Origin of the sequence: Pleomorphomonas sp. NRK KF1, assembly GCF_023721755.1 — a bacterium.
Lineage (GTDB): Bacteria > Pseudomonadota > Alphaproteobacteria > Rhizobiales > Pleomorphomonadaceae > Pleomorphomonas.
On record NZ_JAMDLH010000006.1, the window covers coordinates 203,267 to 224,890 of the forward strand.

A 21,624-nucleotide genomic window follows, 5' to 3' on the forward strand; every position below is an offset into this window, starting at 1 on the left:
TTGTGGAGAGACGACAATCCCTGCTATCCCTCGGCAATAAGAAAAAGAAAATCTCTTCAAATAGGATTCTTGTCTTGGAAACGGCCGACCGTGCGATGAAAGGCAAGGCGACGGATGAACGTCGTCTCCTGAAGGTTCTCGATGGCGAGCGGCTATGGCCGCCCCCCGTCTGGATGATGCGGCAAGCCGGCCGCTATCTCCCTGAATATCGGGCGACACGTGCCAAGGCGGGTTCCTTTCTCGATCTCTGCTACGCACCCGCACTTGCCACCGAGGTGACGCTTCAACCCATCCGCCGCTTTGGCTTTGATGCCGCCATCCTGTTTTCGGACATCCTCGTGGTGCCGCATGCGCTTGGTCAGAAGGTATGGTTCGTGGAGGGGGAAGGACCGAGGCTTGAACCGGTCGATCTGCCTCGCCTCGCTCTTGAATCCGATCGCGTGCTTTCAAAGCTCGAGCCAGTCATCGAGACGGTGTCTCGCGTCCGGGCCGAGCTTCCAAAGGAGACGACGCTGCTCGGCTTTTGCGGAGCTCCCTGGACGCTCATCACCTACATGGTTGCCGGACGCGGCACACCCGACCAGATGCCGGCACGGCGGGCGGCGTTTACGGATCCGAAGGGTATCGACCGGCTGATCGACATTCTGGTGGATGCTTCCATCGATTATCTGACGGCGCAGCTTCGCGCCGGCGCCGATGCGGTGCAGATTTTCGATACCTGGGCGGGAGTGCTCGACGATTTCGGTTTTCAGCGCCTGGTGATCGAGCCGACAAAGCGGATCGTCGCCGGTGTGCGTGCAAATGTATCCGGAGCCCGAGTGATCGGTTTTCCGAAAGGGGCGGGCGGTCATCTTCCCGTCTATGTGCGGGAGACGGGTGTCGACGCTGTCGGTATCGACTGGCAGGCCTCGCTCGACTTCGTGCGGGATGCTGTGCAGCCGCTCGCAGCCGTACAGGGCAATCTCGATCCGTTGCATCTTGTTACCGGAGGGAAAGCGCTCGATGCCGCAGTCGATAGGGTTCTTGATCGCTTGGGCGAGGGAAGGCTGATCTTCAATCTGGGCCATGGCATCACGCCGGATGGCTCGATCGACAATGTTTCACACATGTTGGCACGCGTGCGCGCCGCGGGGAGAAGGTGATGGGTCTGGCCTACGACTGGATCAAGATCGGGCACCTGTTTTCGGTGATCGCGTGGATGGCCGGAATCTTCTATCTGCCCCGGCTTTTCGTCTACCACGCCGATGCGTTGACAGGGTCTGTGCAGTCGGAAACGTTCAAGGTGATGGAGCGTCGGCTTTTCAAGGGCATCATGCGGCCGGCGATGTATGGCACATGGGGCTTTGGCCTTTGGCTCGGTCTGAAGGGAGGATGGTTCTCAGGCGTGAGTTGGCTCTGGCTGAAAGGCCTTCTGGTGCTCGGTCTGACTGTCTACCATTACCAGCTCGATGCTTGGCGCAAGGCGTTCGAACTCGACGTCAACAGCCGCAGCTCTCGCTTTTTTCGGATGATGAACGAGCTGCCGACCGTTCTTCTCCTGGGTATTCTGGTACTGGTGGTGCTGAAACCGTTCTGAGCTGGAGATGGGCGTAGACGGTCCTCCGTCTTGCCGTGCCGGGCGGAACAGGGTATAGCGAATTTGTCCCTCACTTCGCGGGCAGGCGTCTTCCGGACGAGGAGGTTCGGAAAGGTTCTCCTGCGGCGGCTCCCCACCGTCGCTGCCAGTTCGCGTCTTTCGGAAAAGATTGTCGATGCGTATCCCCTGCAGGGGAGTTTTTTGTTTTCGACTTCGATTCCTTTTTCCAGCCAAGAGATGCCGTATCCATGTCGGAGATGAAGCTCCAGGATCTCAAGAAGAAGACCCCCACCGAACTTCTGGCCGTTGCGGAAGAAGTCGAGGTGGAGAATGCCTCGACCATGCGCAAGCAGGAGCTTCTGTTTGCCATTTTGAAGCAGCTCGCCGAACAAGAGGTCGATATCATCGGCGAGGGTGTCGTCGAGGTGCTGCAGGACGGATTTGGTTTCCTGCGTTCTCCCGATGCCAACTATCTGCCCGGTCCCGACGATATCTACATCTCCCCGGCTCAGATTCGTCGCTTTTCGCTCAGGACCGGCGATACCGTCGAAGGGCAGATCAGGAGCCCTAAGGAAGGCGAACGCTATTTCGCGCTACTCAAGGTCAACACCGTCAATTTCGAAGACCCCGAGAAGGCGCGCCACAAGGTGCACTTCGATAACCTGACGCCGCTCTATCCTGACGAGCGCTTCCGCATGGAAGTCGAAGGCGTACCGTCGAAGGATTTTTCGGCGCGCGTCATCGATATCGTGGCGCCGCTCGGCAAGGGCCAGCGTGCCCTGATCGTGGCGCCGCCACGCACCGGCAAGACGGTGCTGCTGCAGAACATCGCGCATTCGATCACCACCAATCATCCGGAATGCTATCTGATCGTTCTGTTGATCGACGAACGTCCGGAAGAAGTGACGGACATGCAGCGTTCGGTGCGTGGCGAGGTGGTGTCTTCCACGTTCGACGAACCGGCGACGCGTCACGTCCAGGTCGCGGAAATGGTTATCGAGAAGGCGAAGCGTCTGGTCGAACATGGCCGCGACGTCGTCATTCTTCTCGACTCAATCACACGTCTCGGCCGCGCCTACAACACGGTGGTGCCGTCTTCCGGCAAGGTGTTGACCGGTGGTGTCGATGCCAACGCGCTGCAGCGGCCCAAGCGCTTCTTTGGCGCCGCGCGCAATATCGAGCAGGGTGGATCGCTGACCATTATCGCCACGGCGCTGATCGATACCGGCAGCCGCATGGATGAGGTGATCTTCGAAGAGTTCAAGGGCACCGGCAACTCGGAAATCATTCTTGATCGGAAGATCTCCGATAAGCGTGTGTTCCCGGCGATCGATATCCAGCGCTCCGGCACCCGCAAGGAAGACCTTCTCGTGGCTCCGGACAAGCTCAAGAAGACGTTCGTTCTCCGCCGCATTCTCAACCCGATGGGAACCACCGACGCCACCGAGTTCTTGCTGGACAAGCTGCGGCAGACGCGAACCAACGGCGACTTCTTCGATTCTATGAACACCTGAGCTCTTGCCGGTGTTTCACGTGAATCAGTGGGCGGCTATCGATTCGTTGCCGTTCCAATTCTGACGATACCAAGGGCCCCACTGGGGCCCTTGTCAATTTCTGACGCAGCTCTCAAAACTTTAGCCTTATTGAGAGCAGGAGCAGATAGGTCCGACCCTCGGAGGATTGAATCGTGACCGACACGATTTTCGCCTTGTCATCGGGAGTGCCGCCGAGTGGGGTTGCGGTGGTTCGTATATCCGGACCCAGCGTTCGATTCGTCCTCGAAACAACGATCGGCCGCTTGCCTGCTCCCCGGCGCCTTGAGCTGAAAACCATCGGCGGCGAGAATGATCCTATTGATCGTGGCCTTGTGGCGTTCTTTCCCGCACCGCGCAGTTTTACGGGAGAGGACGTTGCCGAGTACCACCTGCATGGCGGCCGCGCCGTGGTATCAGCATTCCTTGAGCTTCTGGGAGGTCTTCCCGGTCTGAGACTGGCGGAAGCGGGGGAGTTTACCCGCCGCGCCTTCGAGAACGACCGGCTCGACCTGACGGAGGCCGAAGGGCTCGCCGATCTCATCGCCGCTGAAACCGATGCTCAGAGGCGACAGGCTCTGCGCTTGGCGGGAGGGGCATTTCGACAGAAGGCGGAAGAATGGCGCCAGCGGCTCATAGAGCTTCGCGCCCATGTCGAGGCCGATCTCGATTTCTCCGATGAGGAAGACGTTCCTGTCGACGTCTCGAGTGGCGTTGTGACTGCCATTGGCAACCTGCGCGCTGAGCTCGAGCGGGAGCTGGTGGCCGGGCGGCGTGGGGAGCGCATTCGCGACGGCCTGGATGTTGTGGTGCTCGGCCAACCCAATGCGGGCAAGTCCAGCCTGATCAATGCGCTGGCCGAGCGCGATGTTGCCATCGTCACGGACATTCCCGGTACCACCCGAGACCTTTTGGAAGTTCGTCTTGATCTGGACGGCTACGCTGTAACCCTGGTCGATACGGCCGGTCTTCGCGAGGGCGGTGACGTCATCGAGGTTGAGGGAATGCGTAGAGGCAGGGCTCGGGCGGCGATGGCCGACATCGTTCTATGGCTGGACGAGAGTGATGCTACTCCCCCAGAAGAGGTGACTTCGCTTGAATGTCAGGTGATTGGTATCAGAACGAAGGCTGACTTGGCCCCGGAGGGGGAACTCGCTCAGTCCGTTTCCATCCATGATCGGGCCTCCCTTGACTGGTTGCTCCGTCGGCTTGCCGAGGAAGCCTCCCGCCAGCTCGGGGGCGAGGCGCCCCTGGTTAGCCGCGTCCGGCAACGACAGTGTCTGGAACAGGCCGAGGCCGCGTTGCGAGAGGCCGAGCGCTCGGATCTTCCGGCGGAGGTGATGGCCGATCAGCTTCGTCGGGCGGGAGATGCGCTTGGCCGTCTATCGGGCCGCATCGACGTCGAAGATGTGCTTGGCTCGATATTCTCGACTTTCTGCATCGGAAAATAACTGATTCCTATCCGAAACGATTCTCCAAAGCGGGGGGAATTCTTGCAAGAGACTGTCGTGGAGGGGCAGGACGGTTTGGACTTAATTAACGGTGTTTCACGTGAAACACTCCACAGCCTGTGGAAAACCTCACGGATTCGCCTCCGATCCGAATTAGGGAATCGGGCCATACACGGCGAAGTTCAAGCGATAATGACCGGAAAACAGCGCTTTCGGCTTTGACCTCGCGACCTCAATTGCCCTATGTAAGCCCACCCGGCCTCTCAATACGGGGGTGATCCTTCGGGGATGAGGCTGGATATCGATCGGAGCCTCAAGGCGATCGACGATCGAACCATTCGAATACACAGCTAAACTTGCATATATCGGAACGACAGTGGGCGATCTGGAACGCTTCGACGTAATGGTTATTGGTGGTGGCCACGCTGGTGTCGAGGCCGCACATGCCGCCGCACGTAGTGGGGCCAGGGCCGCGCTGATCACGCATCGCTTCTCGACCATTGGTGCGATGTCCTGCAATCCGGCGATTGGGGGGCTTGGAAAGGGTCATCTCGTTCGCGAAGTGGACGCGCTCGACGGCTTGATGGGGCGAGTCGCCGATGCCGCCGGCATACAGTTTCGCCTGCTCAATCGCCGGAAGGGGCCGGCGGTACGCGGCCCGCGCGCACAGGCCGATCGCAAACTCTACAAAGCGGCAATGCAGGCCGAGATAGCTTCGGCCGCCAATCTCTCGGTCATCGAAGGCGAGGCCGACGACATCGAGGTATCGAACGGGCGGGTTACGGCTGTCATCATGGCTGACGGCCGCCGACTGGCTTGTGGAGCGGTTGTTCTGACCACCGGGACTTTTCTGTCCGGGCTTATTCATCTCGGTCCCAAAACGACACCCGCCGGGCGTATCGGCGAACAGCCGGCGATGGGGTTGTCCCGAACACTGGCACGGCTTGGTTTAAGACTGGGTCGGCTCAAGACCGGTACGCCGCCTCGTCTCGACCGTCACTCGATCGATTATGCATCGCTGGAGGCGCAGCCGGGTGATGACAGCCCAGAGCCGTTCTCGACGCTGACAACGACGATCAAACAGCCACAGGTGGCCTGTTACATTACCCGGACCGGTGAGGCGACCCACCGGGTGATCCGAGACAACGTTCACCGCTCACCAATGTACTCGGGTCAGATCGGCAGTCGTGGTCCGCGCTACTGCCCGTCGATCGAGGACAAGATCGTCCGCTTTGGCGACCGCGATGGTCATCAGATATTCCTTGAACCGGAAGGGCTCGACAGCGATCTCGTCTACCCGAACGGCATCTCGACGTCTTTGCCCGAAGATGTTCAGGACGCCATCATTGCCTCCATTCCCGGGCTGGAGCGAGCTCGTATCGTCCAGTATGGCTACGCCATCGAGTACGACCATATCGATCCTCGTGAGCTGCAGCCGACACTGGAGGCCAAGAAGCTGATCGGCCTGTTCCTCGCCGGCCAGATCAACGGTACGACCGGCTATGAGGAGGCAGCGGCTCAGGGCCTGGTCGCCGGTCTGAACGCAGCGCGGCGGGCCGCAGGTACGGACGGCGTCGTGTTCGATCGTGCCGAGGCCTATCTCGGCGTGATGATCGACGACCTCGTGACGAAGGGTGTGAACGAGCCCTACCGCATGTTCACTTCTCGTGCCGAGTACCGCCTTTCTCTGAGGGCCGACAACGCCGATCAACGGCTGACGACCAAGGGGTTGGATCTTGGCGTCGTAGGACCCAGGCGCGCCGCCGCCTTCTCGGCGAAGATGTCGGCTCTGGAAATGGCGCGGCAGTTGGCGCTCTCGCTGTCCTTAAGTCCGCGCGAGGGTGAAGAACACGGTCTTGCGCTCAACCAGGACGGCGTCCGCAGGACGGCCTATGAGTTGCTGTCCTATCCGGACATGTCTTTGGCTCGCCTTGCCACCATCTGGCCGGACCTTGGACGTTTCGATGGCGTGACGAGTGTTGCGCTCGAAACCGAGGCTCTCTACGCCGTCTATCTCAACCGTCAGGAGGCCGACATCGCGGCTTTCCGGCGAGATGAGGCGCGTGTGCTGCCGGCCGATCTCGATTATCGGGCGGTAACCGGGCTTTCCAACGAGGTGAGGCAACGGCTGGAGGCAGTACGGCCGGCCACTCTCGGCCAGGCCGGTCGGATAGATGGTGTAACGCCGGCCAGCTTGACACTGCTTCTTGCCCACTTGCGCAAACTCGGCACACGACAGAAAGGGGAGGCTGCCTGATGGCTGGCAAGGCAGCAAGCACGATCGACGTTGCCAACGATCTCGACGCCGTGCGGGCTATTCTGCCGTTGGACGCGGCGATGGAAGAGCGCCTCGTGGCTTATGTCGGCCTTGTTCGAAAGTGGCAACCCGTCAAGAACCTGGTTGCTCCTTCAACGCTTCCCGACATTTGGCGTCGGCACGTCGCGGATGGGGCACAGGCTTTCGCTGCTCTGCCGAAGGCCAGACGCTGGTTGGATCTCGGCTCCGGCGCCGGGTTTCCGGGACTTGTGACTGCCATCCTGCTGGCAGACGTGGAGGGCGCGTCGGTGACGCTTGTCGAGTCCAATGGTCGCAAGGCGGCCTTCCTTCAGGCCGTCACTCGCGAGCTGCGGCTGCCAGCGAAGATCGTTTCGGAACGCATCGAGTCGCTTCCGGAACGACTACCGGCCGGAGAAATTCGATTCGATGCCGTTTCGGCTCGGGCTCTCGCCTCGCTCGATCGTCTTCTCAGCTATGCCGAACCTTGGCTAGGCGCCGGAGCGACGGGTGTTTTCCACAAGGGACAGGATTTTGCTACCGAGCACAGGCAAGCGGCTCTCTCGTGGAGCTTCGATCTGGTAGAACTGAAGAGCCGGATCGAAGCCGACAGTCGCATCATTCTCGTCGATCATGTCCGCCGGCTGCCAACTGCCGGTCTTCCAGAACAGGATGCCCGCCGATGAACCGCCTTCCGCACAGTCCCCGCGTGTTGTCGCTGGCCAACCAGAAGGGCGGGGTCGGCAAGACGACCACCGCCATCAACCTCGGGACGGCTCTTGCGGCCATAGGCGAGGAAGTGCTGATCATCGATCTGGATCCGCAAGGCAACGCCTCGACCGGTCTCGGCATCGATCGCAAGTCGCGCAAGGTGTCGACCTACGACGTTCTGATTGGCGAAGCGGAGCTGCGGGAATGTCTTGTTCCGACGGCCGTGCCGCGGCTTACCGTGGCGCCGTCGACACTGGACAATCTCGGCGTCGAGCTGGAAATCGCCGGGTCGGGGGATCGTGCCTACCGTCTCAGAAAGGCCATCGCCCGGCATGTGGAGGCGGTTGAGAGCACAGGCGGCCGTGAGAAGAGCTTCACTTACGTGCTGATCGATTGTCCGCCGTCTCTCAATCTCCTGACCATCAATGCCCTGTCGGCCTCTCACTCCATCCTGGTGCCGTTGCAGTGCGAATTCTTCGCCCTGGAGGGTTTGTCGCAGCTTCTCTCCACCGTCGAGCAGGTCAAGCGCAGCCTCAACCCGGAGCTCGGGATCCACGGGATCGTGCTGACCATGTATGATGGCCGCAACAATCTCAGTGCGCAGGTGGTCCAGGACGTTCGAGCCAATATGGGCGACGCCGTTTACGAGACGATCATTCCGCGGAACGTCCGCGTTTCCGAGGCGCCCTCCTACGGCAAGCCGGCGCTGCTCTACGATCTCAAGTGCACGGGTAGCCAGGCCTACTTGAAGCTTGCCTCCGAGATCATCCAGCGTGAGCGGCGTTTCCGCGCTGTCGCGGCGTAATAATATTTTGGTAACAAGGACTTAGGGTCTCGGCAATCCCTTGGATGCAGAGGCCGGAGAAAGCGAAGGGAAAGTCATGAGCAGCGTCAGCGACGAGAGCGGACGTCGGCGGCTCGGCCGGGGACTGGCGGCGCTGATTGGCGATGCCAGTTCCGAGTTCGAGGTGGTCGAGCGGGTGCGCGGCATTCGCAAGGTGGCGATCGACCTTATCAAGGCGAACCCCAAGAACCCGCGCCGTCTGTTCAAGGAGGAAGACCTCGAAGAGCTGGCGGGCTCCATTCGCCAACACGGCATGATTCAGCCGGTGGTGGTTCGGCCGGCGCCGGCCGGCGGCAACGGATACGAACTCATCGCGGGAGAGCGACGGTGGCGGGCAGCGCAGAAGGCTGGCCAGCATGAGATCCCGGTCATCATCCAGGACGTGACAGATCGCGAGGCGATGGAAATCGCCATCATCGAGAACGTTCAGCGGCAGGATCTCAACCCGCTGGAAGAGGCCATGGGCTACGACCAGCTCATTCAGGAGTTCGAGTACACCCAAAACGACCTCGCCTCGGTGATCGGCAAGAGCCGAAGCCATGTTGCCAACACGCTGCGCCTTCTCAAGCTGCCCGAGCCGGTCAAGCAGTATCTCAACGACGGTGCGCTGACTGCAGGTCATGCCCGTGCGCTCATCGCCGCCCCCGATCCGGCGGCACTTGCCAAACGCATCGTCGAAGAGGGGATGACCGTGCGCTCGGCGGAAACGATGGCCCAGGCGACCATTTCCGAGCCGCATGGCCGAGCGAAAGCGGCAAAACCGGATAAGGATGCGGACACCCGTGCCCTCGAGAAGCGGCTGTCCGATGCGCTCGGGCTGTCCGTTGAAATCCGCCACAAGCCCAACGGTTCGGGAGAGCTTCGGCTCGGCTATGCCAACCTCGACCAGCTCGACGAGATCATTCGCCGGCTGGAAAGCTGAAACGCTTCGTTTCATAGCCGATCGATTCGCAAACGAAACGCCCCGACGATTTCTCGCCGGGGCGCTTTCATTTCGATTCCGTTTTTCGGACTTTGGAAGCTCGATGGCTTGACCTTCAGCGTTGCGAAAGCGCCTTCACCATGCGGTCGATGCCCTCATCAAGGAGCGAACGGGGGCAGCCAAAGTTGAGGCGAACATGATGGTCGTTGCTGCCGAAGCTCGGACCGGGGTTGAAGGCAACCTTGGCCTTGTCGAGGAAGAAACGGTAGGCATCGCCAAGGTCGAGCGCTGTGCAATCGAGCCAGGCAAGATAGGTCGCTTCCGGTGCATTGATGCGGATTTCCGGAATCTCTCGCTGGAGGCGGGCGATCAGATGGTCGCGGTTCGCCTCGAGATAGGCAAGAAGCGCCTGCTTCCACGGGCGACCGTGGCGAAGGGCTGCTTCGGTAGCGACCAGCCCGAGTACGTTGGCGCCCTCGCTCATGCCGAGATTGGCGGCGATGAACCGCCGGCGTAGCTCTGCGTCCGGTATGATCGCATAGGCGGTCTTCAGGCCGGCGATGTTGTAGGTCTTGCTGGCCGCCATCAAGGTGATGGTGCGGCTCGCGACTTCCGGCGACAGCGAGGCAATCGGCACGTGCTTTGTGCTGCCGTAGACGATGTCGCAATGAATCTCATCCGAAATGATCACCGTTCCGGAGTCGAGGCAGACCTTGGCGATGGCTTCGAGTTCGGGTCGTGTTCTTGTTCGGCCGGTAGGGTTGTGCGGATTGCAGAGCAGGAAAGCCGCGGTGTCCGCAAGCGCCCCGGTCAGGCGGTCAAGATCGACGGCCGATCCTTGCCCGACCGAGAGCAACGGGACATCGATGCGCTTGAGGTCCCAGTTGCCGGCTGCGGCGAGGATTGGCGGATAGACAGGCGTTTCCACCACAAGTCGGTCGCCTGGCTGGGTGAAGGCCTTGAGCGCCTGGTTGAAGCCGGGCACGACGCCGGGCAGAAACACAACGTCGGCAGGCGAAATGGACCAGCCGTAGAGATCCAGCATGTCAGACGCGATCGCATCGCGGAGCGATGTCGGACCGGGACCGCCGTAGCCGAATACCGGGTGGTCGAGACGGTTGCGCAAGGCGGCTGCGATCGGTTCGGCCACCGGGAAGTCCATGTCGGCCACCCACATCGGCAGAACGCCCTGGGGATAGCGGTCCCATTTGGACGTAGGTACCTGCCGTCGATCGATGACGGTGTCGAAGTCGTGGGGGGCCATGAACAAAAGTCCTTATCGTCGAAACAGTTCAGGGGACACTAGACCCAAAGGCCGGACCTGATCCAGTCTCGGATGTGGTAAGACTGATCGCATGGAAAGCCGTCAGGGTCGCTTTGGTTCGATGAGATCCCAGCGGTTGCCATAGAGATCCTGAAAGACGGCGACAGTGCCATAAGCTTCAAAGCGCGGCTCTTCCAGAAAACGGATCCCTCTGGCCAGGAACAGCGCATGATCGCGGGCGAAATCGTCCGTTTCGAGGAAGAGGAAGACCCGGCCACCGGTTTGGTCGCCGATATGCGCCGCCTGCTCGGGTCCGTCAGCCTGGGCCAGCAACAGGGTGGTTCCGTTTTCACCAGGACCGACCCGCACCCACCGCTTGCCGCCACCAAGCGGCGTGTCCTCGATCAGCGAGAAGCCGAGCGTATCGACATAGAAAGCGATCGCCTCGTCATAGTCGGCGACAACGAGCGCCAGGCTGGCGATCGTCCGTGTCATGCCGGATCCTTGGAAATCTCGGATGGCTCGACGGCGTGACGCGACAGAAGCGGCAGTTGGGCTATCGAGAACACCAATGTCAGCGGCATGATGCCCCAGACCTTGAAGGCGACCCAGAACTCGGTCGTCTGGGTGCGCCATATCAGCTCGTTGAGGACGGCCAGGAGGAAGAAGAACAGGCCCCAGCGGATCGTCAGTTTGCGCCAGCCGGCCTCGTCCAGGTGGAAGGCGCCGTCGAAAACATAGCCGAGCAGCGTCTTGCCGAAAAGCAGACCGCCGAGAAGGGCGCCACCGAACAGGCAGTTGACGATGGTGGGCTTCATCTTGATGAAGGTGTCGTCATGAAGCACCAGCGTCAGCGTGCCGAAGACGGCAACGACGACACCCGTCACCAGTGGCATGATGGCGAGCCGCCGATTGATCAGCCAGGAAGCGATGAGCGCCACCGCCATTGCCGCCATGAAGGCCCCGGTGGCGACAAAGATGCCGAAACGGCCGTTGGCAAAGAAGAAGACGAGAAGCGGCCCCAGCTCAAGGGCGAGTTTGAGCCAAGGATTCTCGGCCTTGCGGTCAGCGGCGGGCAGTTCGGTCATCGTTCACTCCTGGAGGGCCGCGTCATTTGTACTTGGAATAGTTGATCTCGAACCACTCGGGATTGGTGGGGTTGCCCACCTTGGTTTCGTAGATGGCCACCGTCGTGTCGAAGCCCTGGTCGTCGGTTACGGTCCACTGCTTCAGCTCGGTGGTGCGCGCGTCGAAATAGAGCGTCAGATGGCTGGTAACGAAGGTGCCGGGATCCTGAAGACGGATGACGATGAAATCGGAGTCGGCGCTGACCGACTGCACCACCGCTTCCTCGAGAAGATTGATGTTCTTGTCCAGCAGGAAGCGCAAAGGCGTTTCGGACAGCAGATAGAGCGTCTGCGACTGCATGGCCTTGTCATCGACCGCGACCGTCCGGCCATCGACGGTGATGTCCAGCTGCGCCGGCGGATAGTAGCGAAAGCGCATCTTTCCGGGGCGATCGATGACGAAGTAACCTGTGGTTTCACCGCCATCGGGAGCGGTCTGCAGGAACTTTCCCTCAAACGTGGTGATCGAGTTGAAGTAGCGGTTGACGGCCTGAACCGTGGCGAGCTGCTCGGGCGAAAGGTTGGCGAGATTGGGCTTGGCAGCCACTTCCGTCGCCGCAAAGGGTACCGCCGCAGTGGCGAGCGCCAGCGTCATGCCGGCTCCGGCAAGGCCGTTCAGGAACGCGCGGCGCCCCATCCTCAGGGTTTGAAACATCGCGGACACCCTCTCCATTGTTGCCTTCCGCAGGCAATGAAGGCGCTGCGGCACACGCCTTACCCACTTAAAGATCAGAAGATGGCGAAACAAGGTAGAGTTTCCAGCGTCGTATTGACAAGGCGGCGGCATGCGCCAAAGACAGGCGTCACGTTGGGTGGCAGGCGTTGTCTTCTGCCCTCAGGGCTTGGGCCTTCGCGGGCTTTGCGGAGAATGGAGAGGCCAGCATGACCATTTCCGAAGCGCTTGGACGGGTGCGGGCGGTGATCGAGGGTGCCGAGGAGGAAGCCGGTCGTCCAACCGGCTCGGTGACCCTCATCGCCGTTTCCAAGACCTTTCCGGAAGCCGACGTCCGCGCCGCCATCGCCGCCGGACAGCTTGTCTTCGGCGAGAACCGCGTGCAGGAGGCCGCTGCCAAGTTCCCGTCGGTGAAGGCCGATTTTCCCGCCGTGGAGCTGCATCTGATCGGGCCGCTACAGTCGAACAAGACGCGCGAGGCGGTGGCCCTCTTCGATGTCATCCATAGCGTCGATCGGGACAAGATCGCTGCGGCCCTCGCCAAGGAAATGCAGGCGCAGAAGCGCTTCCCGAAGCTGCTCGTTCAGGTCAATACCGGAGAGGAGCCGCAGAAGGCCGGCATTGCGCCGCGCGAGACGGTGGACTTCGTGAAACGCTGCCGCGACGTGCATGGCCTCGCCATTGCGGGACTGATGTGCATTCCGCCTGTTGGGGATCCGCCGGCGCCGCATTTCGCTTTGCTTGACGAGTTGGCTCGCCGCGCCGGGGTTGCCTTTCGCTCGATGGGCATGTCGGCGGACTACGAGACGGCGATCGGGCAGGGTGCAACGCACGTCCGCGTCGGCAGCGCCATCTTCGGCTACCGCACCTACGGAGCCGACTGAGACGCGACGGCCTTCTCGATGGCCGGCATCAGCTCGGCCGAAATCCTGGCGGGCGTGAGCGGCCCGACCAGTTTGGCGGCGATGCGACCGTCGGCGACCACGAAGGTTTCCGGTACGCCATAGACACCCCAGTCGATGCCGACGCGGCCTTTGCGATCGGCGCCGACGGCGGCATAGGGATTGCCAAGGCCGTTGAGGAAGCGCAGGGCCTGATCGTCGGTGTCCTTGTAGTTCAGCCCGTAGAGACGGATACGCCGATCCCCGGCAAGATCGGACAGAAGCGGGTGCTCGGCACGGCAGGGCGCGCACCAGCTGGCAAACACGTTGACGACCGAAACGCCCTTGGCGAGGTCGGCGGTCGAAAGACCGGGAACGGCTGTTCCCTCCCGCGTCAGGCCGGCGATGGCTTCGAGTTGAAAGGCCGGCACGGGCTTGTCGATCAGTGCCGAGGGTATCTCGGACGGATCGCCTGCCCCGAGTTTCGCGTAGAACAGGATCGCCAGCGCCAGAAAGATGGCGAGCGGGACGAGCGCGAGAAGTTTGGCGCGGCGGCGCGGTGGCTGCTTCACGCCTGCGTCTCCAGCTTGGCATCCATTGGCGTTTCGGGCGCGATACGGGCGGCGGCACGGGCCGAACGGCGGGTCAGGCCACGCGCTTCGAGGGCCGCGAGCGTCTGTTTCAGCCTGCGATGGTCCAGAACCACCCAGATTGTAAGGCCGAGGGCGGCGAGCGTCGCTGCCCCGTAGCTTAGCAGAATGAAACCGGCGTAGGGGCCGAGAGAGGTGATCATCGGACGGCTCCGGCGGCGGTCAGGCCGAGGGCGCGAATGCGTCGGCGCAGGATCTCGTTGCGCATCGCAGCCAGATGCAGCGTGACAAAAAGGACGGTGAAGGCCAAGGCCATGGCGGCGAGCGGCAGAAGCATGGTGGGATCGATGGTCGGGCCGTCGATGCGGAACACCGAAGCCGGCTGATGCAGGGTGTTCCACCAGTCGACCGAAAACTTGATGATCGGCAGATTGACCGAACCGACGAGGATCAGGATCGCGGCGGCCCGCGCTCCGCGCGTCGGATCCTCGATGGTCCGCCAGAGCGCGATGAGGCCAAGATACATGATGAACAGCACCAGCACCGAGGTGAGGCGCGCATCCCACTCCCAGTAGGTGCCCCACATCGGTCGGCCCCACAACGAGCCGGTCACAAGGGCCAGCGCCGTGAAGGTGGCGCCGATCGGAGCAGCGGCTCGGGCCGCGACGTCGGCAAGCGGATGCCGCCAGACCAGGGTGCCGAGCGCGGAGACGGCCATGACGGCGTAGGTCAGCATGGAGAGCCAGGCGGCGGGCACGTGGATGTACATGATCCTGACCGTCTCGCCTTGCAGATAGTCTGCTGGCGAACGGACGACCAACGCAAGACCGCCGGCGAACAACACGACGGTGAGGCCGGCAAGCCAGGGGATCAGGCGGCCGGCAAGCGCCAGGAAGCGTGTGGGGTTGGCGAGATCGGCGAGGAGCATGCTTGCCTCGGGGCGTAGGTGCACGGCCGCCAGTCGCGGCTTCGACGTATTCCAGACTGCACACATAGCGGCTTCGCCCGCGACCGGCAATCCGCACCGGTGCGAAGGGGGCTTCCCGCGAACGTCAGTCGCCAAGCCCGGCGATGGCGCGCGCGAAGTCGCGGGCAGCGAAAGGTTCGAGATCGTCGATCCCTTCGCCAACGCCGATGAAGTGTACGGGAAGACCGAACTTCTCGGCGATGGCGACGAGGATGCCGCCACGCGCCGTACCGTCCAGCTTGGTCATGACGAGGCCGGTGACCCCGGCCGTACGGCTGAAGGCTTCAACCTGGGTGACGGCATTCTGGCCGGTGGTGGCGTCCAGGACCAGCAGCACGTCGTGCGGCGCCGTGGGATCGATCTTGCGGAGAACGCGAACGACCTTCTCAAGCTCGGCCATCAGCTCGGCCTTGTTCTGCAGGCGGCCGGCCGTATCGATCATCAGGACGTCGATGCCCTCGGCTTTCGCCCGGGTCAGCGCATCAAAGGCGAGACCGGCCGAGTCGGCGCCGACGTCGCGAGCGACGATCGGTGTGTTCGTGCGCGACGCCCAGACTTTCAACTGATCGATGGCCGCGGCACGAAAGGTATCTCCGGCGGCCAACATGACCTTTTTGCCCTCGGCACTGAACTTCGAGGCGAGCTTGCCGATGGTGGTGGTCTTGCCCGAACCGTTGACGCCGACCACCAGAACCACCTGCGGCGCTTCGCCAGATTTCAGCATGAACGGAATGGCGACCGGGGCGAGCACTTTCTCTACCTCGTCGGCCAGAATGGTCTTGACCTCGTCGTCGGTAATGTCCTTGCCGTAACGTTCGGCGGACAGTCGATCGGTAATGGTCGAGGCAACGGCGACGCCCAGATCCGCTTGAATCAGCACATCTTCGAGCTCTTCGAGCGTGTCGGCGTCGAGCTTGCGCTTGGTGAAGATGGAGACGATGCCGCCGCCGATCGCCTGTGACGAGCGCGACATGCCGGAGGTGAGGCGATGGAACCAGGACGGGCGGTCGGGAGCAACCGGTGCCTCCGGCTCGACCGGTGATTCACGTGGATCCGGCGCCTCGCGCCCGCCGCCAAACCAACGCCCGATGAGACCCGGCTTCTTGTCGTCCGACATGTTCGTTGGTCCTCTGCCTCAGGCGGCCTTGGAAATAAGGGCACGGTCGGTATGGCCTGCCACGACGGCCGATACGATCTCGCCGGGCTTGCCCCGGTCGATCTCTGTGAGCGTAAACTGTTCGGTGCGGCCGAGCCCGTCCTTTTCGACCAGAACGGAGTGACGGCGGCCGACCTCGGCTTCAAGGTGGGCGCGGAACGCGGCATCGCCCTTTTCCCGCAATCTGGACGCGCGATTTTTGATTTCAGCTCGCAAAACTTGTGGCATGCGTGCCGCCGGCGTACCCGGGCGTGGCGAGTAGGGGAAGACGTGCAGGTGTGTGAGGCCGCAGTCGTCGACGATGGCGAGCGAGTTTCGGAACATGTCCTCGGTTTCGGTTGGAAAGCCGGCGATGATGTCGGCGCCGAACACCATGTCGGGCCGGAGGCGTCGCGCCTCATCGCAGAAGCGGATGGCATCCGCCCGCAGATGGCGGCGCTTCATGCGCTTCAGGATCAGGTCGTCGCCATGCTGGAGCGACAAGTGCATGTGTGGCATCAGCCGCTCTTCCTCGGCGATCGCCGCCATGAGGTCCGGGTCGGCTTCGATCGAGTCGATCGAGGAAATGCGCAGGCGGGAAAGCTCAGGCACCTCCTTCAGGATGGATCGGGTCAGGCGCCCGAGGCGCGGATTGCCAGGCAAGTCATCGCCATAGGAGGTGAGGTCGACGCCGGTCAGCACCACTTCGGCATAGCCGTTCTCGACGAGGCGACGCACCTGCGCGACCACGTCGCCCATCGGTACCGAGCGGGAATTCCCCCGGCCGAAGGGGATGATGCAGAAAGTGCAGCGATGGTCGCAGCCGTTCTGCACCTGAACGAAGGCGCGGGTGCGTCCCTCGAAGCCATCAACAAGGTGCAGCGCCGTCTCGCGCACGCTCATGATGTCGTTAACGCGAGTCTTCTCTTCCGCCGATACGCCGAAGTCGGGGATCGCCTGGTAGGCTGCCTCGCTGAGTTTGTCGGCGTTGCCGACCACGAGATCGACCTCTTCCATGCCGGCGAACAGTTCGGGCGAGGTTTGGGCGGCGCAACCGGTCACCACAATTCTGGCATCGGGATTGGCGCGGCGCGCCCGACGGATCGCCTGCTTGGCCTGTCGCACGGCTTCGCCGGTGACAGCGCAGGTGTTGACCAGCACGGCTTCCGTCAGGCCCGCCTCGACCGCCTTCCGTCGCATCACTTCGGATTCCGCCGTGTTAAGGCGGCAGCCGAAGGTGATCACCTCGATTGCCATGCTTTCGTTCCGATGCTGATGTCCAAACCGGCTATATGGCGGAAAGGTGCGGAAATTGCCAGAGCGGAAACCGCATGGCGGGCGGGCTCAGGCCTGATGCCGGGCGTGGAGAATATGGAGGCCAAAATCGGCCGCGCCTTCGATCGGCCTCTCACCCAGATAGCGCTGCCGGAGCCTCGGAAGATCGAGATCCTCGATATCGGACAGCCCGAAATCGGCAAACTCGCGGGTGAGCGCTGCCGGCGCGACAAGACCGAGCCAGGGTTCGCCGACCTTTGCCGCCTCGGTCATCTGCGCCACCGTGATCACCCGGCCTTCCGGCGACTGGCTTTCGGGCGGCGTCGTATAGTCGAGTACGACCTCCGCGGCAGGAAGATCGGCAATGAAGGCGAAAAGCGTCTGCCGAGTCGCGGCGGGCAGGTAAACCACAACGCCCAACATCTGAAAGAACGTTGGCTCGTCCGCCTTCCAACCCGACGTGGTCAGGGCCGCCGCGAGATCAGTCTCGCCAAATACGGCCGGCACCAGCGAAAGGCTCGTCGGTAGCCTCGGTCCGAAGCGCAGCAGGCGGCGACGCTTGTCGACTTGGGTCGCGGGATAGTCGACCTCGAAAACATGCAGCCCGATCGCGCGATAGGGATTTCGGAGGCCGAGGGTATCGAGACCGGCGCCGAGCACCACCACCTGCCGACAGCCGCGAGCCACCGCCTCGGCCAGCGCGTCGTCGGCATACCGGCTGCGAGCCGCCATGAAGAAGCGCATCGTCCGATAGCCCGGCACGATGGGCAGACCCATCATCAAAGGGGCGCCCTCGGGTCCCAGCATGTCCTCGGCATAGGGATCGCGAAACACCCGGCCATCGTCATAGGTTTGGTGTGCGGCTCGCAGGGCTGCGACGACCAAGGCGGTGGAACTGGGTGTGCCGTGTTCCATGAAATGCCTCGAAAACGAGGCGCCTCAGGCCGCAGCCGAGGCGAAGATATCTTCCGGCAGCAGGCCGTCATGTTCGAACTCGGTGGCGCCGGTCATCAGAATGCGGTTTTCCGCCGTCCAGTCGATGACGAGGTCGCCGCCCGGCAGCGTCACGCGCACCTTGCGCCCCGTCCGGCGCGTGCGGGCTGCCGATACGGCGGCGGCGCAGGCGGCCGACCCACAGGCGCGGGTCAGGCCGGCACCGCGCTCCCACACCTTCAGCGTCAATGCGTCCGAGCCCGTCACATGGGCAAGAGAGATATTGGCGCGCTCAGGGAAAATGGGGTGATTCTCAAGCATGGGGCCGATGGCCGAGAGATCATAGGCCTCGACGTCGTCGACCCAGAAAATGGCGTGCGGGTTGCCGATATTGGCGACCGAGGGCGAATGCAGGATCGGGGCGTCGATCGGCCCGATCTGCAGTTCGATGGCGCGGGTATCGGCAAAAGGCTCGACGAGCGGAATGTCGTTCCAGGCAAAACGCGGCTCGCCCATGTCGACGGTGACGAGATCGCCGGCCTTTTCGATACGCAGGCGTCCGGCCCTCGACTCAACGAAGCAGGGCGACGGTGCTCCCGCCTCGAAAAGGCGTCGGCCGACGCAGCGCGTGCCGTTGCCGCAGGCGAAGCTTTCCGAACCGTCGATATTGAAGATGCGCATGAAGGCGAGCGTATCGGCCCGGCGAGGCGCGTAGAGCACCATGAGCTGGTCGAAGGGCTCGCGGGCACCGATTGCTCGGGCGGCTTCGGCAGTCACGGTCTCCGGCCTGCCGCGCAGATCGAGCACGACGATCTCGTTGCCGATGCCGTTCATCTTGACGTAAGGGATGCTCATCGCGGCCTCGTTCTTTCGATCCATCTTTAGACGATAGCCGACGGCAGAGGAAGCGGCGGGCGTGTCCGGAGCGGAGAATACGACCTCGGGCGAGCGAAAAGCCGCTTTTCCTTGACTCGGCGCCGTCTTGCCGCTAATGCCGCTCCATTCTCGTCCTGTTGCGACAGCCGAGCCGCCGACCGGGGCGCGATCCCGGAGGTCAACATCCGCCAGCGCGTTGCGCCCGCGGATGCCTGCGGTGCTTGGGTTTCGTGGCGGTCGGGACCATATGAGCGGTCCGACAGACCGTTCGACGAGGACCGCCGATGTTTGAAAGCCTTTCCGATCGCCTTGCCGGCATTTTCGACAAGCTTACCCGTCGTGGTGCGCTGTCGGAGGCCGACGTCGCGGAAGCCATGCGCGAGGTTCGCCGGGCTCTGCTCGAGGCCGACGTGGCGCTCGACGTCGTCAAGTCCTTCACCGACAAGGTGAAGAACCGGGCGGTCGGCGTCGACGTGGTAAAGTCGGTCACTCCCGGCCAGATGGTCGTCAAGATCGTCCACGACCAGCTCGTGAAAACGCTGGGTTCGGACGCCCAGCCGATCGACCTCGAAGCGCCGGCGCCGGTCGCCATCCTGATGGTCGGCCTCCAAGGCTCCGGCAAGACGACGACCACGGCCAAGATCGCCCGGCGCCTGACGGAGCGTCAGCGCAAGAAGGTGCTGATGGCGTCGCTGGACACCCGGCGTCCGGCGGCCATGGAGCAATTGAAGGTTCTCGGCGAGCAGAACGGCATCGATACCCTGCCGATCGTCGTCGGACAGTCGGCGCAGGAAATTGCCGCGCGAGCGATGACCGCCGCCCGCCTTGGCGGCTACGATGTGGTTCTGCTCGATACCGCCGGTCGCGTTACCGTCGACGATGCCCTGATGAACGAGGCGGCCGACGTCAAGCGCATTGCCCAGCCGCACGAAGTGCTGCTGGTCGCCGATGCGCTGACCGGCCAGGACGCCGTCAATACGGCGCGCGCCTTCGACGGACAGATCGGCATTACCGGCATCGTGCTGACCCGTGTCGATGGCGACGGTCGTGGCGGTGCCGCGTTGTCCATGCGTGCCGTCACCGGCAAGCCGATCAAGCTGATGGGTGTCGGCGAGAAGGCCGACGCGCTTGAGGACTTCCATCCGCAACGGGTGGCCGACCGCATCCTCGGCATGGGCGATATCGTTGCGCTGGTCGAGAAGGCCGCCGCCAACATCGACGCCGAGAAGGCGGCCCGGATGGCCGCCAAGATGGGCAAGGGCGAGTTCGACATGAACGACCTCGCCGAACAACTCGGGCAGATGCAGAAGCTGGGTGGCATGAGCGGCATCCTCGGTCTGATGCCCGGTATGGGCAAGATGAAGAACCAGCTCGCAGCCGCCGGGTTCGACGATCGCTTGCTGAAGCGCCAGCTCGCCGTCATCCAGTCGATGAACAAGAAGGAACGGGCCAAGCCCGCCGTCATCGATGCCAAGCGCCGCAAGCGCATTGCGGCCGGCTCCGGCACCGAGGTCTCCGACGTCAACAAGGTGCTGAAGATGCACCGGCAGATGGCCGACATGATGAAGGCCATGGGCAAGCAGAAGGGTGGCTTGTTCGGTGGCCTTGGCAAGCTCGGCGCCATGATGGGTGGCGGTGGCATGCCGGACCCGTCCAAAATGGACCCGGCGCAGCTCGAGAAGATGGCCCGCGACATGGGCATGGGCGGTGGACTTGGTGGAAAGGGCGGTCTGCCGCCTGGACTGCCGGGCGCATTGCCGCCGGGTCTCTCCGGCCTTCCGGGTCTTCCGGGCGGTCGCCTTCCGGGTCTCCCAGGCCTGCCGAAGGGGCCGAAGAAATGACGACACCCGATCCGGTGATGGCCGAACTGCTGGAACTGCGAGGCTCGATCGACAACATCGACGCGGCGCTGGTTCACCTCCTGGCCGAGCGTTTCAAATGCACGCAGAAGGTCGGTCGGCTCAAAGCCGAGCACCGTCTGCCGCCGGCCGATCCCTCAAGGGAAAAAGTCCAGATCGAGCGGCTCAGGGCGCTCGCTGCCGATGCCCGGCTCGATCCGGATTTTGCCGAGAAATTCCTGAACTTCATCATCACGGAAGTGATCAGGCACCACGAGGCGCTCCGCCTCTAGGCGTCGCCTCCTTCCCACCCAAGACAAGCAATCTCAAGACAACCAAGCTGGAGTACTCACAATGTCCCTCAAGATCCGTCTCGCCCGCGGTGGCGCCAAGAAGCGTCCGCACTACTCGATCGTCATCGCCGACGCCCGCTCGCCGCGCGATGGCCGCTTCATCGAGAAGATTGGTACCTTCGATCCGATGCTGGCCGATGACGCCGAAAACCGCGTCGTTCTCGATGCCGACCGGGCCAAGTACTGGCTCGATCAGGGCGCCCAGCCGACCGATCGCGTTCTGCGCTTCCTCGACAAGGCCGGTCTTGCCAACCGTCCGGCCCGTAGCAACCCCAAGAAGGCCGAGCCGGGCGACAAGGCCAAGGAGCGCGCCGCCGAGCGTGCCGAGAAGGCCGCTGCCGTCGAAGCTCCGACCGAGTGATTTCGACCTGAGATCATCTCATAATGGACCGTCCCGTTCC

The 21,624-nt window shown here is 62.7% G+C and carries 23 protein-coding genes; 12 read left to right on the forward strand and 11 right to left on the reverse strand.

Annotated elements, in window-relative coordinates:
• Positions 1-95: 95 nt before the first annotated feature.
• From hemE to M4J39_RS16220, 8 genes are all read left to right on the forward strand, one after another.
• Positions 96-1,142: a uroporphyrinogen decarboxylase gene (hemE, locus tag M4J39_RS16185; protein WP_251729559.1), complete on the forward strand. Its 1,047-nt coding sequence runs from the start codon at positions 96-98 to the stop codon at positions 1,140-1,142.
• Positions 1,142-1,576 carry a CopD family protein gene (locus M4J39_RS16190; protein WP_251729443.1) on the forward strand — a complete coding sequence of 145 codons (435 nt, stop codon included), beginning with the start codon at positions 1,142-1,144 and terminating at the stop codon, positions 1,574-1,576. The genes hemE and M4J39_RS16190 overlap by 1 nt, the downstream gene beginning before the upstream one ends.
• A 248-nt stretch (positions 1,577-1,824) precedes the next feature.
• On the forward strand, positions 1,825-3,090 hold the full coding sequence (gene rho / locus M4J39_RS16195) for a transcription termination factor Rho (RefSeq protein ID WP_100080831.1): 1,266 nt from the start codon (positions 1,825-1,827) through the stop codon (positions 3,088-3,090).
• 173 nt (positions 3,091-3,263) lie between these two features.
• The gene (gene mnmE, locus M4J39_RS16200; RefSeq protein WP_251729444.1) at positions 3,264-4,559 is read left to right on the forward strand and encodes a tRNA uridine-5-carboxymethylaminomethyl(34) synthesis GTPase MnmE; all 1,296 of its coding nucleotides are present in this window, start codon (positions 3,264-3,266) and stop codon (positions 4,557-4,559) included.
• Between the two features lie 403 nt (positions 4,560-4,962).
• Positions 4,963-6,816, forward strand: a complete 1,854-nt coding sequence (gene mnmG / locus M4J39_RS16205) for a tRNA uridine-5-carboxymethylaminomethyl(34) synthesis enzyme MnmG (protein WP_251729560.1) — start codon at positions 4,963-4,965, stop codon at positions 6,814-6,816.
• Complete coding sequence (gene rsmG, locus M4J39_RS16210; protein ID WP_251729445.1) at positions 6,816-7,520, forward strand: 16S rRNA (guanine(527)-N(7))-methyltransferase RsmG; 705 nt, start codon at positions 6,816-6,818, stop codon at positions 7,518-7,520. The genes mnmG and rsmG overlap by 1 nt, the downstream gene beginning before the upstream one ends.
• Positions 7,517-8,350 (forward strand): ParA family protein, encoded by an 834-nt coding sequence (locus tag M4J39_RS16215; RefSeq protein ID WP_251729446.1) that lies wholly within the window; start codon positions 7,517-7,519, stop codon positions 8,348-8,350. Before rsmG ends, M4J39_RS16215 begins: the two co-directional genes overlap by 4 nt.
• Before the next feature lie 76 nt (positions 8,351-8,426).
• A complete protein-coding gene (locus M4J39_RS16220) occupies positions 8,427-9,311 on the forward strand; it encodes a ParB/RepB/Spo0J family partition protein (RefSeq protein ID WP_251729447.1) in 885 nt (294 codons plus the stop codon).
• Positions 9,312-9,426: 115 nt separating this feature from the next.
• Here M4J39_RS16220 and M4J39_RS16225 read toward each other — a convergent pair whose 3' ends face one another.
• From M4J39_RS16225 to M4J39_RS16240, 4 genes are all read right to left on the reverse strand, one after another.
• On the reverse strand, positions 9,427-10,575 hold the full coding sequence (locus M4J39_RS16225; protein WP_251729448.1) for a MalY/PatB family protein: 1,149 nt from the start codon (positions 10,573-10,575) through the stop codon (positions 9,427-9,429).
• Between the two features lie 102 nt (positions 10,576-10,677).
• Positions 10,678-11,070, reverse strand: coding sequence for a VOC family protein (locus M4J39_RS16230; protein WP_251729449.1), 393 nt, complete (start codon positions 11,068-11,070; stop codon positions 10,678-10,680).
• Positions 11,067-11,663, reverse strand: a complete 597-nt coding sequence (locus M4J39_RS16235; protein ID WP_251729450.1) for a septation protein A — start codon at positions 11,661-11,663, stop codon at positions 11,067-11,069. Before M4J39_RS16235 ends, M4J39_RS16230 begins: the two co-directional genes overlap by 4 nt.
• A gap of 22 nt (positions 11,664-11,685) precedes the next feature.
• Positions 11,686-12,357 carry an outer membrane lipoprotein carrier protein LolA gene (locus tag M4J39_RS16240; RefSeq protein ID WP_251729451.1) on the reverse strand — a complete coding sequence of 224 codons (672 nt, stop codon included), beginning with the start codon at positions 12,355-12,357 and terminating at the stop codon, positions 11,686-11,688.
• Positions 12,358-12,584: 227 nt separating this feature from the next.
• Between M4J39_RS16240 and M4J39_RS16245 the strand changes: the two genes are divergently transcribed.
• Positions 12,585-13,259, forward strand: coding sequence for a YggS family pyridoxal phosphate-dependent enzyme (locus tag M4J39_RS16245; RefSeq protein WP_251729452.1), 675 nt, complete (start codon positions 12,585-12,587; stop codon positions 13,257-13,259).
• On the opposite strand, the gene M4J39_RS16250 is transcribed toward M4J39_RS16245, so the two are convergent.
• The 7 genes from M4J39_RS16250 to dapF all read right to left on the reverse strand — a co-directional run bounded on the left by M4J39_RS16250 (position 13,244) and on the right by dapF (position 19,011).
• Entirely contained in the window at positions 13,244-13,828 is a 585-nt protein-coding gene (locus M4J39_RS16250) for a DsbE family thiol:disulfide interchange protein (protein ID WP_251729453.1), read from the reverse strand. The genes M4J39_RS16245 and M4J39_RS16250 overlap by 16 nt on opposite strands.
• Positions 13,825-14,049, reverse strand: a complete 225-nt coding sequence (gene ccmD / locus M4J39_RS16255) for a heme exporter protein CcmD (RefSeq protein WP_251729454.1) — start codon at positions 14,047-14,049, stop codon at positions 13,825-13,827. The genes M4J39_RS16250 and ccmD overlap by 4 nt, the downstream gene beginning before the upstream one ends.
• On the reverse strand, positions 14,046-14,774 hold the full coding sequence (locus M4J39_RS16260; protein ID WP_251729455.1) for a heme ABC transporter permease: 729 nt from the start codon (positions 14,772-14,774) through the stop codon (positions 14,046-14,048). The genes ccmD and M4J39_RS16260 overlap by 4 nt, the downstream gene beginning before the upstream one ends.
• Positions 14,775-14,898: 124 nt before the next feature.
• On the reverse strand, positions 14,899-15,930 hold the full coding sequence (ftsY, locus tag M4J39_RS16265; RefSeq protein WP_251729456.1) for a signal recognition particle-docking protein FtsY: 1,032 nt from the start codon (positions 15,928-15,930) through the stop codon (positions 14,899-14,901).
• An 18-nt stretch (positions 15,931-15,948) separates the two neighbouring features.
• Positions 15,949-17,205 (reverse strand): tRNA (N(6)-L-threonylcarbamoyladenosine(37)-C(2))-methylthiotransferase MtaB, encoded by a 1,257-nt coding sequence (gene mtaB, locus M4J39_RS16270; RefSeq protein ID WP_251729457.1) that lies wholly within the window; start codon positions 17,203-17,205, stop codon positions 15,949-15,951.
• Between the two features lie 87 nt (positions 17,206-17,292).
• Positions 17,293-18,138, reverse strand: a complete 846-nt coding sequence (locus M4J39_RS16275; RefSeq protein WP_251729458.1) for an SAM-dependent methyltransferase — start codon at positions 18,136-18,138, stop codon at positions 17,293-17,295.
• A gap of 24 nt (positions 18,139-18,162) precedes the next feature.
• Positions 18,163-19,011, reverse strand: coding sequence for a diaminopimelate epimerase (dapF, locus tag M4J39_RS16280; protein ID WP_251729459.1), 849 nt, complete (start codon positions 19,009-19,011; stop codon positions 18,163-18,165).
• 305 nt (positions 19,012-19,316) lie between these two features.
• Between dapF and ffh the strand changes: the two genes are divergently transcribed.
• From ffh to rpsP, 3 genes are all read left to right on the forward strand, one after another.
• Positions 19,317-20,873 carry a signal recognition particle protein gene (ffh, locus tag M4J39_RS16285; RefSeq protein ID WP_251729460.1) on the forward strand — a complete coding sequence of 519 codons (1,557 nt, stop codon included), beginning with the start codon at positions 19,317-19,319 and terminating at the stop codon, positions 20,871-20,873.
• Positions 20,870-21,163, forward strand: a complete 294-nt coding sequence (locus tag M4J39_RS16290) for a chorismate mutase (protein WP_251729461.1) — start codon at positions 20,870-20,872, stop codon at positions 21,161-21,163. Before ffh ends, M4J39_RS16290 begins: the two co-directional genes overlap by 4 nt.
• Before the next feature lie 61 nt (positions 21,164-21,224).
• On the forward strand, positions 21,225-21,584 hold the full coding sequence (gene rpsP / locus M4J39_RS16295; RefSeq protein WP_251729462.1) for a 30S ribosomal protein S16: 360 nt from the start codon (positions 21,225-21,227) through the stop codon (positions 21,582-21,584).
• Positions 21,585-21,624 lie beyond the last annotated feature (40 nt).